The organism is Pseudoalteromonas rubra, assembly GCF_005887115.1.
GTDB classification, from domain to species: domain Bacteria; phylum Pseudomonadota; class Gammaproteobacteria; order Enterobacterales; family Alteromonadaceae; genus Pseudoalteromonas; species Pseudoalteromonas rubra_F.
In genome coordinates this window covers 13,278-31,749 of the sequence record NZ_PNCJ01000013.1, presented here as the reverse complement: position 1 = coordinate 31,749, position 18,472 = coordinate 13,278, and the positions used below count along the sequence as shown (strand labels likewise).

Annotated in this window: 17 protein-coding genes; 12 read left to right on the top strand and 5 right to left on the bottom strand. The window is 48.0% G+C overall.

What is annotated here, in order from left to right; genetic code table 11:
- Positions 1–15: 15 nt before the first annotated feature.
- The 6 genes from yajC (at position 16) to CWB98_RS08970 (ending at position 6,622) form a co-directional block, all read left to right on the top strand.
- Positions 16–354 carry a preprotein translocase subunit YajC gene (gene yajC, locus CWB98_RS08995; RefSeq protein ID WP_054014394.1) on the top strand — a complete coding sequence of 113 codons (339 nt, stop codon included), beginning with the start codon at positions 16–18 and terminating at the stop codon, positions 352–354.
- Between the two features lie 21 nt (positions 355–375).
- Positions 376–2,235 (top strand): protein translocase subunit SecD, encoded by a 1,860-nt coding sequence (secD, locus tag CWB98_RS08990; RefSeq protein WP_138544568.1) that lies wholly within the window; start codon positions 376–378, stop codon positions 2,233–2,235.
- 9 nt (positions 2,236–2,244) lie between these two features.
- Complete coding sequence (gene secF / locus CWB98_RS08985) at positions 2,245–3,186, top strand: protein translocase subunit SecF (RefSeq protein WP_138544567.1); 942 nt, start codon at positions 2,245–2,247, stop codon at positions 3,184–3,186.
- A gap of 68 nt (positions 3,187–3,254) precedes the next feature.
- The gene (locus tag CWB98_RS08980) at positions 3,255–3,839 is read left to right on the top strand and encodes a hypothetical protein (protein WP_138544566.1); all 585 of its coding nucleotides are present in this window, start codon (positions 3,255–3,257) and stop codon (positions 3,837–3,839) included.
- An 87-nt stretch (positions 3,840–3,926) separates the two neighbouring features.
- Positions 3,927–5,708, top strand: coding sequence for a bifunctional diguanylate cyclase/phosphodiesterase (locus CWB98_RS08975; RefSeq protein WP_138544565.1), 1,782 nt, complete (start codon positions 3,927–3,929; stop codon positions 5,706–5,708).
- A gap of 122 nt (positions 5,709–5,830) precedes the next feature.
- A complete protein-coding gene (locus tag CWB98_RS08970) occupies positions 5,831–6,622 on the top strand; it encodes a substrate-binding periplasmic protein (protein ID WP_138544564.1) in 792 nt (263 codons plus the stop codon).
- 242 nt (positions 6,623–6,864) lie between these two features.
- Here the strand turns inward: CWB98_RS08970 and CWB98_RS08965 are convergent, their stop codons facing one another.
- The 4 genes from CWB98_RS08965 to CWB98_RS08950 form a co-directional block, all read right to left on the bottom strand.
- Positions 6,865–7,491, bottom strand: a complete 627-nt coding sequence (locus CWB98_RS08965; protein ID WP_249364646.1) for a hypothetical protein — start codon at positions 7,489–7,491, stop codon at positions 6,865–6,867.
- A gap of 509 nt (positions 7,492–8,000) precedes the next feature.
- Positions 8,001–9,632, bottom strand: a complete 1,632-nt coding sequence (locus CWB98_RS08960; RefSeq protein ID WP_138544563.1) for a methyl-accepting chemotaxis protein — start codon at positions 9,630–9,632, stop codon at positions 8,001–8,003.
- A gap of 126 nt (positions 9,633–9,758) precedes the next feature.
- Positions 9,759–10,469: a 16S rRNA pseudouridine(516) synthase RsuA gene (gene rsuA / locus CWB98_RS08955; protein WP_138544562.1), complete on the bottom strand. Its 711-nt coding sequence runs from the start codon at positions 10,467–10,469 to the stop codon at positions 9,759–9,761.
- A gap of 84 nt (positions 10,470–10,553) precedes the next feature.
- A complete protein-coding gene (locus CWB98_RS08950; RefSeq protein WP_138544561.1) occupies positions 10,554–10,886 on the bottom strand; it encodes a 5-carboxymethyl-2-hydroxymuconate Delta-isomerase in 333 nt (110 codons plus the stop codon).
- Positions 10,887–11,011: 125 nt separating this feature from the next.
- Here CWB98_RS08950 and CWB98_RS08945 point away from each other — a divergent pair, with 125 nt between their 5' ends.
- From CWB98_RS08945 to CWB98_RS08925, 5 genes are all read left to right on the top strand, one after another.
- Positions 11,012–11,809 (top strand): hypothetical protein, encoded by a 798-nt coding sequence (locus CWB98_RS08945; RefSeq protein WP_138544560.1) that lies wholly within the window; start codon positions 11,012–11,014, stop codon positions 11,807–11,809.
- The gene (locus CWB98_RS08940) at positions 11,790–12,413 is read left to right on the top strand and encodes a LysE family transporter (RefSeq protein WP_138544559.1); all 624 of its coding nucleotides are present in this window, start codon (positions 11,790–11,792) and stop codon (positions 12,411–12,413) included. The genes CWB98_RS08945 and CWB98_RS08940 overlap by 20 nt, the downstream gene beginning before the upstream one ends.
- 14 nt (positions 12,414–12,427) lie before the next feature.
- Positions 12,428–12,928 carry a gamma-glutamylcyclotransferase family protein gene (locus tag CWB98_RS08935; protein WP_138544558.1) on the top strand — a complete coding sequence of 167 codons (501 nt, stop codon included), beginning with the start codon at positions 12,428–12,430 and terminating at the stop codon, positions 12,926–12,928.
- A gap of 15 nt (positions 12,929–12,943) precedes the next feature.
- The gene (locus CWB98_RS08930) at positions 12,944–14,524 is read left to right on the top strand and encodes a serine hydrolase (RefSeq protein ID WP_138544557.1); all 1,581 of its coding nucleotides are present in this window, start codon (positions 12,944–12,946) and stop codon (positions 14,522–14,524) included.
- Between the two features lie 87 nt (positions 14,525–14,611).
- Complete coding sequence (locus tag CWB98_RS08925; RefSeq protein WP_138544556.1) at positions 14,612–15,529, top strand: histone deacetylase family protein; 918 nt, start codon at positions 14,612–14,614, stop codon at positions 15,527–15,529.
- Between the two features lie 7 nt (positions 15,530–15,536).
- Here CWB98_RS08925 and CWB98_RS08920 read toward each other — a convergent pair whose 3' ends face one another.
- Complete coding sequence (locus CWB98_RS08920) at positions 15,537–15,830, bottom strand: hypothetical protein (protein WP_138544555.1); 294 nt, start codon at positions 15,828–15,830, stop codon at positions 15,537–15,539.
- A gap of 76 nt (positions 15,831–15,906) precedes the next feature.
- On the opposite strand from CWB98_RS08920, the gene CWB98_RS08915 reads away from it, so the two are divergent.
- Positions 15,907–18,459 (top strand): EAL domain-containing protein, encoded by a 2,553-nt coding sequence (locus CWB98_RS08915; protein ID WP_138544554.1) that lies wholly within the window; start codon positions 15,907–15,909, stop codon positions 18,457–18,459.
- The last annotated feature ends 13 nt before the right edge of the window (positions 18,460–18,472 follow it).

The following is an 18,472-nucleotide window of genomic DNA, read 5'->3' as shown; positions in this document are numbered from 1 at the left end:
AAATGAGGAAGAGCTATGAGCTTATTTATGTCTAGCGCGCATGCCAGCACGGCAGCCGCAGCACCAGCCGGTGGCGAGTGGAGCATGTTAATCATGCTGGGTATTTTTGGTCTGGTATTTTATTTCCTGATCTACCGCCCACAAGCTAAGCGTGTAAAAGAGCATAAAGATCTGATGGGGGCGCTGACCAAAGGTGACGAAGTACTGACTCAGGGTGGCCTGGTCGGCAAAATCACTAAGGTTGCAGAAGACAAAGATTTTATCGTTATTGCCCTGAATGATCAGGCTGAGGTAACGGTACAAAAATCAGCGGTTTCAGCTGTGCTACCAAAAGGCACAATGAAATCGCTATAAACCAGCAATAAGGATGATCCAGTGTTAAACAAGTATCCAATGTGGAAATATTTACTTGTGCTCGCTGTATTGGCCGTAGGTATTTTATACGCTACACCAAACCTGTATGGTCGTGATCCGGCCATACAGGTTTCTGGTACTAAAGGTACCAATGCCGATCTCAGTGTGCTTGACCAAGTAAATGAAACACTTAAAGACAACAACCTCACCGTAAAATCGAGTGCTCTGGAAGATGGTCAGGTGCTGATCCGTTTCACCAATGTGGAAGATCAGCTTAAGGCGCAGGATTTGCTGCGTAATACCCTAAGTGATGATTACATCTCTGCCATCAACATGTCACCGGCTCAACCTGACTGGCTGAAGAACCTTGGGGCTAACCCTATGAAGCTGGGTCTGGATCTGAGCGGGGGCGTCCACTTTACGATGGAAGTTGACATGGCCACGGCCATGGACAAGGCATTCGAACAGATGGAGCAGGACTATAAGAGCGATCTAAGAGAAGAAAAACTACGTTATCGTTCGATTCGTCGTGTTGCTAATAGTGACCGTATTCAGGTAGTAATGCGCTCTGAAGAAGACAGAGATGCGGCTGAACGGTTCCTGCAAAAGCGTTACCCGGGTAACCTGTTTATCAACGACAGCAGCAATGGGCTGGCATTTTTCTCAACGCTAAGTGAGCCAAAGATTAAAGAGCTACGCGACTACGCCATCAAACAAAATGAGACCATCATTCGTAATCGTATCAACCAGCTGGGCGTGGCAGAACCGAATGTACAACGTCAGGGGGCTGAGCGAATTATTGTTCAGCTGCCAGGTGTACAGGATACTGCGCGTGCGAAAGAGATCTTAGGGGCAACGGCTACGCTTGAATTCCGCGAAGTGGACCAAAATGCCGATGCGCGTGCCGCAGCACAAGGTCGAGTGCCTCCGGGTTCAGAAGTGATCATGCACCAGGCGGGTTATCCGGTTGTTGTGAAAAAGCGTGTTATACTGGAAGGCTCGCACATCACAGGTGCTCAATCAGGCCTAGATGAATATCAGCGCCCGAAAGTAAGTATCAACCTTGACTCTAAAGGTGGTGCGAAAATGAGTGCCTTTACTAAGCGTGCGATTGGTAAGCCAATGGCAACGGTATTCATTGAATACAAGCCGTCAGGTAAAGTCGACAAAAATGGTAAAGCGCTGCCGCCTATCAAAGTAGAAGAAGTGATCAATGTCGCCACCATTCAGGCACGTCTGAACAGTTCATTCCAGATCACCGGGATTAACAGCCCGGCGGAAGCGCACAATCTGAGCCTGCTTCTGCGTGCCGGTGCACTGGTTGCACCTATTCAAATTGTTGAAGAACGTACGGTTGGTCCTAGCTTGGGTCAGGAAAACATTCAGGCGGGTATGACAGCGGTTGTGCTGGGCTTTGCGTTTGTACTGGCATTTATGTTGATGTACTACAAAGGCTTTGGTCTGGTTGCCAATATGGCACTGGCTGCCAACCTGGTGATGATTGTGGGCGTTATGTCGATGATCCCGGGTGCGACACTGACCTTACCGGGTATTGCCGGTATCGTATTAACAGTAGGTATGGCGGTTGATGCCAATGTGCTGATCTTCGAGCGTATTCGTGAAGAGCTCGCGGAAGGGCGTAGTCCTCAGCAAGCGGTTCATCACGGCTACGACAGTGCCTTCAGCACCATTTTCGACGCCAACATTACCACGCTGATCGCTGCCGTCATCCTATTCTCTGTAGGTACGGGTCCGATTGCAGGCTTCGCCGTGACGCTAGCCATTGGTATTTTAACGTCGATGTTTACAGCTATCGTCGGTACTCGTGCGGTGATCAATGCGGTCATCGGTGGCAAGCGTATTAACTCGCTTTCAATCTAGGAGACGAAGATGCAGTTATTAAGAATCAAAGACACTATCCGCTTTATGGCGGCGCGCAAAGTGTCTATGGCGTTTTCTGCGCTACTGATCTTGGCGTCTGTTTTCAGCCTGGTTTACAAGGGCATGAACATGGGTCTGGATTTTACCGGTGGTACAGCGGTTGAAGTGGGTTTTTCCCAGCCTGCTGACTTACCGAAAGTACGTAGTACACTGGCAGAAAGTGGCTTCCCTGATGCGTCTGTGACCTTGTTTGGTTCTAGTCAGGACGTGTTGGTGCGCCTTGCCCCTCGTGATGACGTGAAAGCTGAGATCCTGGGTAACCAGCTGGTCGATGCGTTGAAGCAGGTCGACAGCAATGTTGAAATGCGCCGTATTGAGTTTGTTGGCCCAAGTGTGGGTGAGGATCTCAAAGAGCAGGGGGGTCTGGCAATGCTGACTGCGCTGCTGTGTATCCTTATCTACGTAGCGTTTCGTTTTGAGTGGCGTTTTGCCGTTGGTGCCGTCGCGGCTTTGTTCCACGATGTGATCCTGACTATGGGTCTGTTCTCTCTATTGGGTTTAGAGTTTGACTTGACGATTCTGGCCGCTATTCTGGCCGTAATTGGTTACTCACTCAACGATACCATAGTTGTATCCGACCGGATCCGTGAAAACTTCCGTAAGGTCCGTATCGACGATACGCTTGAGATCATTGATATCTCACTAACTCAGACACTGAACCGTACCTTAGTGACATCAATCACCACGATTCTGGTATTGGTTGCACTGTTTGTCTGGGGCGGTCAGACTATCCATGGTTTTGCGACTGCACTATTATTCGGTGTATTCATCGGTACTTACTCGTCGGTCTATGTGGCCAGCTCGGTAGCCGTTGCTATGGGCGTGAGCAAAGAGGACCTGATCCCGGTTGAGGTGGAAAAAGAAGGCGCCGACCTGGATGCCATGCCATAATCAACCAGCAATGTAATAGGAAGCCGCGATTGTATCGCGGCTTTTTTGTCATCACCGGAGGAAATACAATGCGTAAGGAATTAGCGACCCTGTTACTTGGCCTCGTTTTGGTCGGCTGCTCAGAACCGTCAGAGCAGGTGGTTAACGCCCAGACTGCCGCATCAGCAAAGCCTGATAATGAGATTGAAACCTATCAGTTGCTCGCCAGCGAACTGCTTAAGGACATCCGGATTCAAAGTGAAGCGGGGTTAGTCCGTACCCATGCAGATAACCTGATACAACATGGCAGCCAGGTACTTGAGGCGTTTAACCTCGCGTATCCACAGTGTCAGCCCTACTTTAACGCTGTGCTGGCAATCAGAGGATTACTGAGTGGCTTGTCGCTGGATGAACTGGAACAAGGTTATCATGATGGTAATAAATTACCTGAGCTGCCTGACCCGGTTTGTTATCATGGTAAAGAGCTGATACTGCATCCTGCCAGGGTGTTGATCATAGTTCAGGATGGCTTAGATGACGACGAAGCCTATCTGGAAGCAGAGCTGGAAATGGTCGAGGCCATGGCGCATGCTGAGCAGGTCAAACGGGCAATTAAGCGCTCTGAAGCAGCCGCTGAGGAACAGGCAATTGCAAATGATTCAACATCAAATTAGGTACAATTTTCTTTTTGACATATAAATGTCATGTAAAATTGATAATTTGCTCGATTATCAATCAAACCTCATCTTGGTCATCGAGCAGTGGACTCAACTCAGATCCTTTTGGATGAAATCATCGCAAACAAAGCCGTTTATACGGCATTCCAGCCAATCTATGACTTGGCGAAGGAGCAAGTGCTGGGCTTTGAAGCGCTGAGCAGAGGCAAGCGCGGCTCTGCGCTTGAGCAACCCGACAGCTTGTTTGCAGCAGCCAGTCGCTACGACCGACTATCTGAGCTGGAGTTACTGTGCCGCCAAAGAGCGATCACGCAATTTGTGGCGCTGCAATTACCCGGTAAGCTGTTTCTCAATGTCAGTCCAAAGGCGTTACTGGATCCGCGCCATCCCAAAGGCGAAACCTTGCACCTGGTTGAGCAGGCTGGGCTGGCTGCTAATCGCATTGTGATTGAGGTGACTGAGCAGGATAAAGTAGATGATGGCTTCTTACTGTTAAAGACCATCGCCCATTACCGCCAACTGGGGTTTACCATTGCCATCGATGACTTAGGTGCGGGTTACTCGGGGCTTAAACAATGGTCAGAGCTATGCCCAGACTTCGTCAAAGTGGACCGCTACTTCATTGATTATTGCGATCAGAGTATTGTCAAACGTGAGTTTCTTAAGTCCATTATTGAACTTGCCAAAGCGACCAATACGGCGGTCATCGCTGAGGGTATCGAGCGTATGGAAGAGCTCGCTTTGCTGGAGCAGTTGGGAATTGTCAATGCGCAGGGGTATCTGCTGGCCAAGCCCAGTGAACGCCCGGATCGTGAGATGATTAATCTGGCCCAGCATCGCCACAATGACAACAAAGACAATCCGTTTGAGCAGTCTATTGCCATTGGCTGGCTGGCAAAAGATGTGGCAGCCATCCACACTTGTACGCAATGCCTTGACGCTCACCGGCACTTTGAACGTGATAAACGGCTGATGAGTCTGACTGTGGTCAATGATGCCAGAGAGCCGGTGGGGTTGTTACACCGGGATCAGCTCACCGAAGTCTTTGCCGCGCCCTATGGTCATGCCTTGTTCGACAAAAAACCTGTGACAGAGCTGATGGATAAGCAGCCTCTGATTGTCGATGAGCAGGAACAACTCGATAGCGTCAGTCAGCTTATTACGGAACACGAATTCGATATACGGCGGCATATTATTATTACCCGGGAAGGGCGTTATCTGGGGCTGGCACCCCTTCGGGACATCCTCAAGCACATCACAGACGAGAAAATTCGTCATGCACAACATGCTAACCCGCTCACCATGTTGCCGGGCAATGTGGCTATTAATGAGGCCATTGAACAGCGTCTGCGTGCCATGCACGGGTTTTCGCTGGCCTATATAGACCTCAACCACTTTAAGCAATTTAATGACTTGTATGGCTATGCCAGTGGCGACAGTGTGATCAAGCTGCTGGCTGAAGTGACGGTGGCCGTCTGTAAGCACAGTCACTGCTTTGTGGGCCACATTGGCGGGGATGATTTTATGGTGGTGTTTGATGAGGACAATGCAGAAACCTTATGCCACGAGATAATCCAGCGTTTCGAAGCTCAGTCTAAGGCCTTTTTTACCCCGGAGCATGTGGCTGCAGGTGGTTACTGGGCCAGCAACCGGGAAGGGCAGAAGCAATTTGTTCCTTTGCTGACTTTATCAATTGGGCTGGTTTCACCGGATGTAGATTCTTGTAGTAACAGCCACCAGGTTGCTGCGCTGGCAACGGATGCAAAAAAAGAAGCCAAGAGATACCGCAATAGTTATTTGTTTGTTTGTAATCGCCGCAAACCCAGTGCCCCGGTAGTACGTTTAGACGCGGTCAGCAGCGTATGATACCAATTTCACTTGAGTATTGTTGCAGTTAAGTGCGCTAAGGTGTAGTTTGAGAGTCAACAACGTTAGCGCCTGAGATGCCAAATTGCAGGGCTAACACTTCAACGTGAGCTAGGTGGTGTATGATAAAATGGTATGTTTATCTGATGCTATTTCTGCTTGGGGCTGTTGCCGAAGCTAAGCCAGCCATATATGTTGCGAAAGAAATGCGGCCGCTCTATGACCGTGACTTGTTCCTCTATGAACTGCTCGACTTATCTCTAAAAGCAGCTGAATATCCGGTTGATATTCAACATGTTAAGGTCCATCCTCACCAGCAAAGAACGCTGTTGGCACTGAGCAAAGGGGAAGTCGATTTACACTGGAGTATGTCCAGCCCGGCACGGGAAAAGCTGGCCATCGCGGTTAAGTTCCCACTCTTTGATGGTTTGATAGGGAAACGGGCACTGCTGGTTAATCGGACACAGTTAGCGCGATTTCAAGCCCTGAAGGACAAAGCTGAGCTGGCGAAACTGGTGGCCGTGCAAGGTCATGACTGGCCAGACACTAAGATACTGGCGGCCAATGGTTTAAAAGTCAGGCCGATTGTAAATTATCAGGCGATGTTCGATTTAATTACGGCTCAGAAGGCCGACTATTTCCCCCGCTCAGTGATAGAAATTGACTCAGAGCTGGCGGCACAAGCCTCAGCAGACCTGATAAAGCTACCGCAGTTTTACTTGTCTTATCCGGCACATTTCTACTTTTTTGTGAACAAGCAAAAGCCTGAGCTGGCAGATAAACTGGCGCTGGGATTATCGCGCCTCAAAGAAAGTGGTCAGTATGAGCAGTTGTTGGCGCGCTATTTTGATTTGTCCTTTTTGAGCACAGCACGCCCTATTTATCTGGATAACCCATTTTTTTACAGCGACTGACACGATTGGAAGCCTTTTCTTCACGTGCAACAGCTTAAAATCAGCCACCATCTCAATAAATATTTGGTAAGTCTAATAAGCTTTTATTAAGTATGTGGCTGTGTAAACGCATGATTCAGAATATACGGGTCTAAAAAGTGGATTTACTCTTTAATAGCAGCCACTGGCTTGTGACTAGTACTCGGAGCAACACACAACTCATTTAATCAGATCATCCATAATCAATGAGATGAGAGTTTATATCACTTTCTACTTGGGCTTTTTAAACTAGGTTGCCTGAAGTCATAAGCATCTCTGTAAGTTAAAAATGCTAGAACTACCAAAATACCACAGACTGCAGAGTAATTGAGATATCCCGTTATTTCAAATGCGTAGAAGAAAAACGTAATGTCATAACCTTTTGCATTCCTGAAGTAATTCTCTATCAGTGCGAAAAAGCTCATCGCAGCCGTGATAATACATAACCATGGTAAAATACTGTCTGCAAAGGTATAGCGGATTTTATGTTTTGGAAATAGCTTTTTTGTTAACTCCACTCGATACGTTAGTGGCACTAAAATAAGCAGCTCTTTTACCAAGTGTGCGCCAAAAATAATGCTGTTTTGTAGTAATCGGTTATCATCGGTAGAGTCCAGGCTTATCAGTCCTGAGGTGAAAATGATGTTTTCGTACAAAACGGGCATAATTGCTATGATAGCTAAAAAGCAAACGTTGATATCTTTAATTCTGTGGCCGATTAAAAAAACCAGGCTCACTAAAGCTAAATATGCAAAGAAAAAGAAGAAAGTAGCGTCTTGGATAATAAATATTACTACTACCGTGACGACATACGGCAGTAGTAAATCTTTAAGTGCGAAACGTTTTTGCATGGTGATTAATCAAGCTGACCTATATAAGTTAACTATGTTTTTAGCTGAAGGTTGTGTGTTTAACCGCATCGAGGTTGGGAGCTCGTCCGGTCTGATAGGATGCATCAATCCGGAGCCTGCAGTCACTTGAGAGCATTGACGAAGTTTTAAAGTCTTCATAGCTGATAATCCTTATTTCATTGTTGTAAGCCTAACCTAACTACCGCTTTACTTGGCTAGTCTGTGAAAATAGTTGGCACAACAGGTGACTACCAAATTTTAATACTGGTCGTAAATACACTCAAACCCTTTTTCGGATTTCATACGTCCGCGATGTATTCCAACATAAAAGTAGGTAGTACTACATTTAGGCACATGTGATAAAAAATCACTCTGTACAGCCTGCATTAATAAATCTACCACCAAGCTCAAAAAAGTGAAATGAATTTTTTCATACTAATTTAATTAATTGTTAACAGTGTTGGGGTTGAAAATATTTTTTCTTTATTATCTTAGTATTATCCGTCCAGCTAAACTTTGAATTTTGCCATTTCTTTTTCCAGTTGATGCGTCAATGCCGTGATACTGTCGGTTGCCTGGTGCGCGTGGTGCGATACATTGGCGGTCTGACTGGCAGTGTCTGATATGGTTACGACTCGGTGGGCCGTGTCTTCCCCTGCTGCAAGTTGCTCTTTGGCTGCCTGTGCTATCTGAAAGCTCATTTGGGAAATTGCACTGAGCGATTCGGCAACTCGCTTCAGTGCCTCACTTGCCTCGCCAGACATTGTGACGGTTTTTTCACTGGTGGCAATGCTGAGGGTGACCGAGGCCTTAGCTTCTTGTGTCGCCGACTGAAGATTGCCGATCATGGTATGTATTTCCTCTGTGCTGCTTTGTGTCCGTTGAGCCAGCTGTCTTACTTCGTCGGCAACGACCGCGAAACCACGGCCTTGTTCGCCTGCTCTTGCCGCCTCAATGGCCGCATTGAGTGCCAGTAAGTTGGTTTGCTCGGCAATGCTTTGGATCACACTCAGTACATTCGCAATGTTTTTTACCTCTTCATCAAGCACCTGGATGTTGTTGCCAGCACTGTCAATCTGTTGCTCCAGCAGTGCAATGGCCTCTGATGCTTTGGTGGTCAGCTTATCAGCGCTTTGCCCTTGATTCTCTGCCTGTTGCACAGAGTCAGCTGCTTGTTCAGCATGTTCAACAACGGTTTGTGCTGAGGCAGTGAGCTCAGTAATGGCTGACGCGACCATTTGGGTCTCTTCACTCAGACTACGGGTTAGGGACTCTAATTCGGTAGAACGTTTTTCGCCATTATGGCTTTGCTCATTCAGTGAATCACTGACCGACTTAAGTCCGCCTACCACGCCCTTCAGACCCTCCTGCATATATTCCATACCGGCCAGAATACTGTCAGGTTTGGCGTTATCGCTGCGGATCTTTGAGGTCAGATTGCCACGAGAAACTTCCTGAACAATGTCGAGTACATCGTCCAGTTCGGCACCCAACTTATTAGACAGTGACAGACCAAACCGCATTAAAGCAAAAGTGAGCGCAACGGCTATCAAAAGCGACAGGGAGGCAAGCCAGCTGGCGGTATCCCAGTAGCGCTCATCGACTTCCTGATAGCTGATCCCGGTGCCAACATACCAACCAAACAGAGGCGTTTTTTGCACTACGGAGGTCATGGCTGCAATGGTGCCGTTGCGCTCAGATGTCCAGTTATAAGTAATGATACGATTGGTTTGTGATCCAACCAGTCGCTCCACCATACGGCCAATACTATTACCACTGGCGTCTTTGAAATCGTTAAAGCTGGTGTCGTGTAAATGAGGGTCGTGCGGGGCGGCGATAAAATTAAGCTCATTGTCTACCACATAGACATATTCAGAATCGTGGTATTTATTTTCCCTTAGGATTTGCGTTGCCAGCATTTTGGCTTGTGTTTCAGTGAGTGCGCCGCTGCGTACAAACCCTTCGAACTGTTGCACTATATTTGCAGTGCTTTTCATCAGTTGGTTGATGCGAGCAATATTATCTGTTTCGCTCGCATGCCTGAGGGATTGCAGTCCTACGATGGCCACTAAAATGAGCGCGACAAAAATGGAGGCTGCAAATAAAATGATTTTTGTTCTTAACGTAAGTGATGAAAACACGTGATGCCCCTTTAGCAGAACCTGACTTTATGATTTAACACGAATTCCGTGTTGTGGAAAGCTGAAAAGCGTCAGGATCCGCTAGTTTTTAGATGATTTTTCCTCATTGTGGGGCATGACAGCGTTTCACTTTGCATTAATTATGTTAATCTCGGCGTCATTAAGTAAGCGATATTCTCCTGGCGCAAGTTGCGCGTCCAGTTCGATACCAGCCACGTTTTCCCGGTGCAGCTCAACAACCTTGTTACCCACCGCCGCCAGCATGCGTTTTACCTGATGATATTTCCCCTCACAAATAGATAAGCGTAGCGCATACTTATCCAGCTGCTCCGCTATGGCGGGCTGGGTGAGGTTTTTTTCGTTGTGTAGTGCGACGCCCTGGCGTAATTGTTCGAGTGCATCTTCGGTGAGTTGCTCTTGCGTCTCCACCAAATAAGTTTTGTATTTTTGCTTTTTGGGCGAGGTGATTTGATGTGACCAGTCGCCGTCATTGGTGAGTAAAACGAGCCCTGTGGTATCCAGGTCCAGTCTGCCTGCAACATGAAAATCTTTTAAGTTAGGCTCGTCTAAAAGCTCGAAAACGGTGGGGTGAAGGTCGTCCTGATTGGCACATACATAACCGCGGGGTTTATTCAGCATAAAGTAGCGTTTACCTAAATAAGCAAGTGGTGTGCTTTCCCACTCTACGTGGTCATCCTGGCGAATTGCATGATCGGCTTTGCTAATCACCTCGCCATTGACGACGGCGAGACCTTTCTTGATCCCTATTTTGACTTGACTGCGAGGTAATTCACGAATGTGGCTGACAAACTTATCTAAACGGCAGGGGAATTTCATAATAATGACTCTGTTAAGTAAATATGGTCTGCACAGTCAGTGCAGTTGAACTGAAGTCAGCTCTGACTCGGGCTATATTATACGTCAGTTCTTGCGGTAGATCTCAGGGTCTAAGTCATAGGGATGAACACTCAGGTTTATCTGCTGGTCTGGTATGAGCAAGCGCAGGGCACTGAGTAACGCATCGCTCAGCAGCTGTTTTTGTGCCAGAGTTCTTCCTGAAATAATATGGGCCTGAACATGAATAAAGCCCTTACGTTCCCCGCCAAGTTGATACTCACTGTAGCCAATTGCCCGGGTTTTTATTGATGCAGGGTCAAACAGTTGGGTGGCCTCAGCGCTTTGATGGACTGCCTTAACAAGTTGGGAGACCGGAATATCTAAGTTTTCAGAGTGTTCAATGATCAGGTGGGGCATGGTATCACAGGGTATTTATCGCTAATATGGCGATATGATAAGAATCTTTTCTTACAATGCCAAGTGGTTCATGGCGCGAATAAGCGTTCCGATCTCACAGGCATGTATAGGGATAACAGGATATTATGCTGGCGATATTTAAATCTAAACCGCTACTGGAAGAGGCTCAGGCTCAACAATTGATTACCTTGTTCGGCTGGGCGGTTGAACACTTTGATGTAGACTTTTTCCTTGCACATACGCGGATTGTTGAGCCTACCGTGAAGGATTTCCCTGATCAGGTTAGCAGTGTTGAGCAAATGGCACAGACCGTATTCAATCGGGTGCGGGACTATGCCGGCATGCAGCATTGGCCAGTTGCCTTATTATCACCACAGCAAATGCCGATGCAGCAGGTTTTTCCGCAGTTTAGCTTGACGGGTGGACTTCGCGGTGAGCAGGTTCGCGTGTCTCAGCCACCGGCTATGCCCATTGCAATGTCATATAACCCTAACCAGATCAATCAGCCTCAGGATATGGTCGCGAGTCTGGCAGGCACTCTGGCTATGATATTAATCCACCGAGTTGGCAAGTTACCGCCTGGTGGTGAGGCACATCTGCCAGTCGCTGCGGATGTACTGGCTATTTATATGGGATTTGGAGTCATGCTGAGTAACAGCGCTTATCATTTCAGGGGCGGGTGTGGTTCCTGTTACAACGCTTATGCGAATCGTCAGGCTGCGCTCAGTGAAGCGGAAACTGTATTTGTGCACGCGCTCGTGTGTTACTTTAAACCTCAATATAATGGGGCTAAACACCTGAAGCCACATTTAAGAAGTCTTTATAAGAAAGCCCAGAAACAGTTAAAGGGGATCATAAAATCGTCACCCGATCCAGTTTTACTGGCACTTGAGGAGCGCAGCCGTGTCGCCTTACCTGGATGAGTTTATTCTGATTGCGCTTGCCCATTTTTTTGCGGTGGCCAGTCCCGGACCCGATTTTGCGATAGTGTTGAAACAGAGCATCAGCTTTGGTCGGCGTAATGCATTAATGACCAGTGCGGGTGTTGGGCTTGGCATTCTGGTGCATGTCACCTATTGCTTGTTGGGTGTTGCATTGTTGCTATCTCAGTCTCCCGAATTATTTAATGTCTTCAAATATCTTGCTGGCGCATACCTGGCATATATGGGAGTTCAGGCATTGCGGGCAACTGCTGCGCCGGCTTCTAAGCAAAATGATGCCGCGCAACCGGTGCAGGAAAGTGCTTTTTCGGCACTTCGCCGCGGATTTTTGGTTAACGCCTTGAACCCAAAAGCCACCTTGTTTTTTCTCTCCTTGTTTACCCTAGTGATAGATCCCGACACGCCGCAGTCCGTACAACTTTTCTACGGATTATATATGGCTGTTGCAACCTGGTTATGGTTTTCATCGCTGTCGCTGGTGTTGAGTAAAGCAGCAGTCCGTGGTTTTTTTCAGCGTGCCGGACACTGGTTTGATCGCGCAATCGGGGTCGTTTTACTTTTGCTGGCACTGAGATTAGTTATTTAACGCCGGGAGTTCGTATGGCAGCAAGAGAAATACTGAATTTTGCTTTTGGTTCAAACTTAACACCTGCGCGCCTGCAAGCGCGTTTGCCCCACGCCAGGTTACTCGGCACGGCCTGGTTACCTGGTTATACCTTAGGTTTTCGTCATCGAGGTCAGGACGGCTCTGCAAAGTGCTCTATTGAACCGGATAACAGCGGTGACGCTTGTGTCCATGGTGTGCTGTATGCGTTAACCGAACAAGAGGTTGTGCTGCTTGACAGCATAGAAGGAGAGGGTTATGCGCGCCAGTGTGTTGATGTGATCCGTCAATGTGGTACTCAGACCACCGCGCACTGCTACGTCACTCAACAATTTCACAACGACTTGTTGCCGTTTTCCTGGTATTTGGAACATGTGCTTCGGGGTGTTCAATATCATCAGTTTCCCGCATCATATCAGCAGCTGTTATCAAGACAGCCATGTATCCTGGATTTGGACTATCACAGGGCCCAGCGGGAGTTGTCTATTTATCAATAAGGAAGAAAAATAAAAATGAAATACCAATTTGGCAGAGGTCTTATTGCCGCAGCGCTGTTGGCTGTTATTAATCCCCCAGCATTGGCGGGACAGGCCACCCCTAAAGTCAATGTTGCCGAGGTTGAGCGGGCAGTCGTCGAAGCGATGGAGGCATTCAATATTCCGGGTATCGCATTGGCTGTGGTAGAGCGCTCTGAAGTGGTATTGGCTAAGGGATTTGGGGTGCGCCACGTTGCACGCCCAGATAAAGTGGATGCGAATACCTTATTCGGTATTGCGTCAAATAGTAAGGCTTTCACGGCTGCGGCGTTGGCTATGTTGGTGGATGAAGGCAAGCTGAGCTGGGAAGACAAAGTCATCAAACATATTCCGGAATTTCGCTTGTCAGACCCCTATGTAACGCGAGAAATGACGATAGCTGATTTGCTCAGCCACCGTAGCGGCCTGGGTAAAGGAGCCGGAGATTTAATGATTTGGCCGGACACAGACAAATCCATGTCAGACCTGCTTAATGGTATTGCGCATTTACCGACAAGCAGCAGTTTTCGCAGTGAATATGCCTACAATAACCTGATGTTTGTCGTAGCAGGTGAAGTTGTGCATCGGGTGAGCGGCCAGGATTGGCGTACATTTGTTGAACAGCGACTGTTTAAGCCTTTGGGCATGAATACCTCTAAAGCCGGGTTTTCACGGATACCGGCACAAAACACCAACTGGGCCACGGGCAGCATTTACTGGGATAACCAACTTACGCCATTCTTCATCGATTATCTGGAAGACTTCCGTGGTGCAGGCGCCATTGCCTCCAGCGCAAATGACATGAGCCGCTGGCTACTGACCCAGTTATCACAAGGAGAAACACCTGAAGGTAAACGCTTGTTCAGTAGTGAACAGCAAACCCAGATGTGGTTGCCTCATATTATGCGTAAGCCCAGTAAAGAGGGTAAAAAATACTACCAGCAACAATTCAGAGGCTATGGTCTGGGCTGGGCCATTGAAGATTATTTTGGCCATAAGAAAGTGGGTCATGGTGGCGGGATCCTGGGCATGGTTTCCCAGGTGGCAATGATACCGGGCAAAGAGCTGGGTGTGGTGGTGTTATCAAATCAGCAGGTTTACCCGGCCCTGACCGCCATCATCAATGAGGTATTTGAAGACGCACTCGGCTTGCCAGACAGAGACTGGGTAAAGGAAACCGCAGAGCGTTATTACGCAAAGCGCGAGGAAGCTTATAGTGAGGCGGGTGTAGTAAAAGTTGACAACCCTCAACCGGCACTGGCTAATCAGGTGTATACAGGCACCCTGAGCAGTCCCTGGTATGGTGATGTCATTGTTGAAGAGCTGGATGGTCAGTTGTATATCGATTTTACCCACACTGCGATGCTCAAAGGAAAGTTGGTCCATCATACGGGGAATACCTTTGTTGTTAAGTGGCAACAACCTATGCTGGAGGCAGATGCCTATATTCACTTTACCTTGTCCCCATCGCAACAGGTTGAGGCGGCAAGTATGTCCTGGGTAAACCCGGATATCACGGATTTCAGTTTTGATTTCCATAATTTGCGGCTTACAGCTAAATCGTTACCAGAACAGTAAGCAGGCAGGTTACACCAAAGTATCAGGGTCTGCTCAAGTTGGCTCTGATACACTTGGTCTATTACTTCACGAAGGACTGGTTTTGCTATGCGTACGGCGTTGATCACTCACCCACTTTGCCGCAAACATAAAATGATTGCGGACCATCCGGAATGTCCTGAGCGTCTGGATGCCATTTCTGATCGTATTTTGGCCTCCGGATTGGATGTGGCTATTGAATATAAAACAGCCCCTAAGGCAACATTAGAAGATATTGCTCGAGTACATGACCAGGCACATATCTCTCGGGTATATGAGGCATTACCTGAGTCAGGTTTGGCAGAACTCGATGGCGATACCTGGTTATGTCCGGATTCAATGAAAGCTATCGAGCGGGCTGTGGGCGCGGGCATCCTGGCCGTCGATGAGGTGTTAGCGGGTAAACTGGATGCAGCATTTTGCGCCGTTCGACCACCTGGTCATCATGCCAACCAATATAGTTCATCAGGATTCTGTGTATTCAATAACCTGGCAATTGCGGTGGCTTATGCAAAACAGCAAGGAGTAGAACGCATTGCGGTACTGGACATCGATGTGCACCATGGCAATGGTACACAGGACATAGTTCGGGATGATCCTCAGGTGTTGTTCTGCTCTTTGTTTCAATACCCTTTCTATCCCAACACTGCGATTGAAAATACCGACTCAGTGTTAAATTCGCCGTTGCCCGCAGGCAGCGATGGGCGTGACTTTCGGGCATTGGTTGAGCAGCAATGGCTGCCCAGGCTCAAGACGTTTTCCCCTCAGCTGATCTTCATCAGTGCCGGATTTGATGGCCACCTTGAGGATGACATGGGTGGCCTGAGCTTTGTAGAGCAGGACTATGTCTGGTTTACCGAACAAGTGATTGCCTTTGCCAAAGCCCAGTCATGTTTGGGGATCATTTCCTACCTTGAAGGCGGTTATGATCTGTCATCGCTGGGACGCAGTGTCGAGTGCCATGTCCGGGCACTGGCAGAAGCCTGAGGTTTTGTTAACGAATATTTTCTAACAGTGTAAAGGCATCTTCTACGCTGCATTCACTGAGTTTAGACACGCAACACTGACCTTCTTGTACTAAGGTTTGTTGCACTAACCGGGTGAGTGCATCGGCCGACAGGGGCGCTATCGCCTCCCCGGAACGGGTCAAATACTGACCGTCACGGTAAATACAGATCCCCTCGTCAGGGCCCGAATAATGGCACATTTCCGTTAATTCAGTCTCATTACTGACATAAGCTAGACTTTGGTCTAACCATAATAGGAACGGGTAAGACTTTATTGTCATTATTTGTTCTTGGTCAAGGTTGTTTAAATTCTCTCCATTATACTCGATTAGATTGGCTGAAAGCGAGGCTGTGCTTATGATGGGCGATACACGTCAACTGCAAATTAAAGATGTTTACTCAAATAACCTGCTGTGTTGTGACTACACCACGCGTCTGTATGATGCGCTGAGTATGATGCGAGAACGGCGGGTCAGCTCAATATTCATTACGCAGGACGATAAAATCGTCGGAATTTGGACTGAGTCAGACTGTGTTAGCCTGGATTTCGAACACAGTGGGCTGGCACAGACCGCCATCGGCAATATCATGAACTCTCCGGTTCAAGATATCCTGATCAGTCAGACACTGAGTGAGGCGACCATCAAGTTTCATCAACTTGGGATCCGTCATTTATTGGTGAAAGATGCCCATAACCGTCCGTTGGGGGTGGTTTCTCTGTCTGACATTGTACGCAATCAGGGGCTGGATCACTATCTGCACTTTCGCCCCATTGAGGATCATTTCGAGTCACAGATCAGCACTTTGGATGCACAAGCGTGTATTTCTGAGGCCATTTATGCAATGCGACGGGACAAGACCACGGCCGTTTTGGTGTATCATCAGTCCTTGGCTGAGTATGGTATTATCACGCAACGGGATGTGGCCTATGTGATCCTTAATCAGGACTGGCGTATGCCTTGCTGGGAACTGGCCAGTTATCCCATGGAATCTATGACACCTAAGGATAGCTTGTTTGATGCTTATCGTCTGATGACTGCCCGCTCTATACGCCATCTGGTGATCCGTGAGTCAGAGTCCAACAAGGTGATTGGCTTACTCGCACTGAAAAATGTACTGACAGAAATAGAAACGGCCTACTGTAGTGAACTGGAAAAAGTGCTGGCTCAGCGGGATTTAGCACTGCAAAAGTCGGAGAAAAACCTCTATCTGGCGAATCGCATTATCGATGCATCGCTCGATGGTATTATGATCACTCGGGCAAACGGTGAGATCATCCAGATAAATCCCGCGTTTAGCGCGCTAACCGGGTATCAGGACTATGAAGTACTGGGTAAAAACCCCAGCATTCTCAGCTCCGGAGTACATGGTCAGGATTACTATGAACGCATGTGGAAGGAGTTGCGAAATAAAGGCGTCTGGCAGGGAGAGATCTGTAATAAACGTAAAAGTGGTGAAGTCTACGTTGAATGGCTGACTATCATAGAGATCAATGAACCCTACAGCGATGATGTCCTTTATGCGGCCATTTTCAGTGACATTACTGAGCGTAAAAATGCTGAGGAAAAAATTGCCCGACTGGCCTATTTTGATGAACTGACCGGGCTGCCTAACCGACGCTTATTTTACGATAGACTGTCGATGGCACTTGCCTCAGCACAGCGTGATAAACACAAACTCAGCGTGATGTTCATCGATCTGGATCGCTTTAAGGAGGTTAATGATACTTTAGGCCACAGCGCCGGAGATAAGTTGCTAAGCCAGGTAAGTGAGCGGATCAAAGCCATCCTGAAACAAGGGGATACACTCGCTCGTCTCGGTGGTGATGAATTCGTGGTGTTGCTTACCGAAGTAGAGCACATGGAAGATGTTGTTAATTTTGCCGATCAGATCCTAAGTGAGCTCAGTGTGCCCTTTGCACTTGGAGAGCTTAACGTCACTGCCACGGCCTCTTTGGGTGCGGCAATCTATCCCGAAGACGGCCTCGACAGTGAAAGTCTGCTCAAACATGCGGACGTCGCAATGTATCGCTCAAAGGAACTGGGGCGTAATTCGTTTCAGTTATACAAAGCGTCAATGAATGCGCGTTCGCTGGAACGTTTGTCGATGTTAAGCCGGTTTCAAAGTGCGCTGGAAGGGGGGGAGTTTGAGCTTCATTATCAACCACTGCGCTGTCTGACCAGCGGTCGGATCATGAGTGTGGAGTGTCTGCTGCGCTGGCAGGATCCTAACCTGGGGACTATCTCGCCAGCTCAGTTTATTCCACTGGCCGAAGAGCTGGGCTTAATTGTCAAGCTGGACCAATGGGTGATTAACGAAGCTTGCCGGAAAATGTCTCAGTGGCTCAATGAAGGGTTGGATATACGCCGTATTGCAATTAATATCTCTGCCAGTCATCTCAGTCAGGGTGATTTGGTGATGACCATGGCCAAAGCACTGGAGCAGCATAATCTGGATGGTCGCTATGTAGAGCTAGAACTGACTGAAACCAGCTTTGTCAGTAATTTACACGATGCTAAGGTCATGCTGAAGAAGCTCAAAAGCCTGGGGGTGTCGATTGCATTGGATGATTTCGGTACTGGGTATTCGGCGCTGAGCTACCTGACCAAACTGCCCATCGACATACTGAAAATTGACGCCAGTTTTATTGCTAAAATTCCGGACGAGTATGGGAATAGCGAAATTGTGACTGCGATTGTCGCTATGGCCAAGGCATTGAATTTACATGTAGTGGCAGAAGGCGTTGAAAAATCGGTGCAGCAGAAGTTCTTGCAAAAGCTGGGTTGTCACACGATGCAGGGGTATCACTATTGCCGTCCGCTACCACAGTCAGACTGGCTTAACTTTTATCGCTCAGAGCGGGGGATAAGCGAGCTTGCGCCCCCGCAACGTCTGGTAAGCGGCCGTTAAATAGCCGTGTATA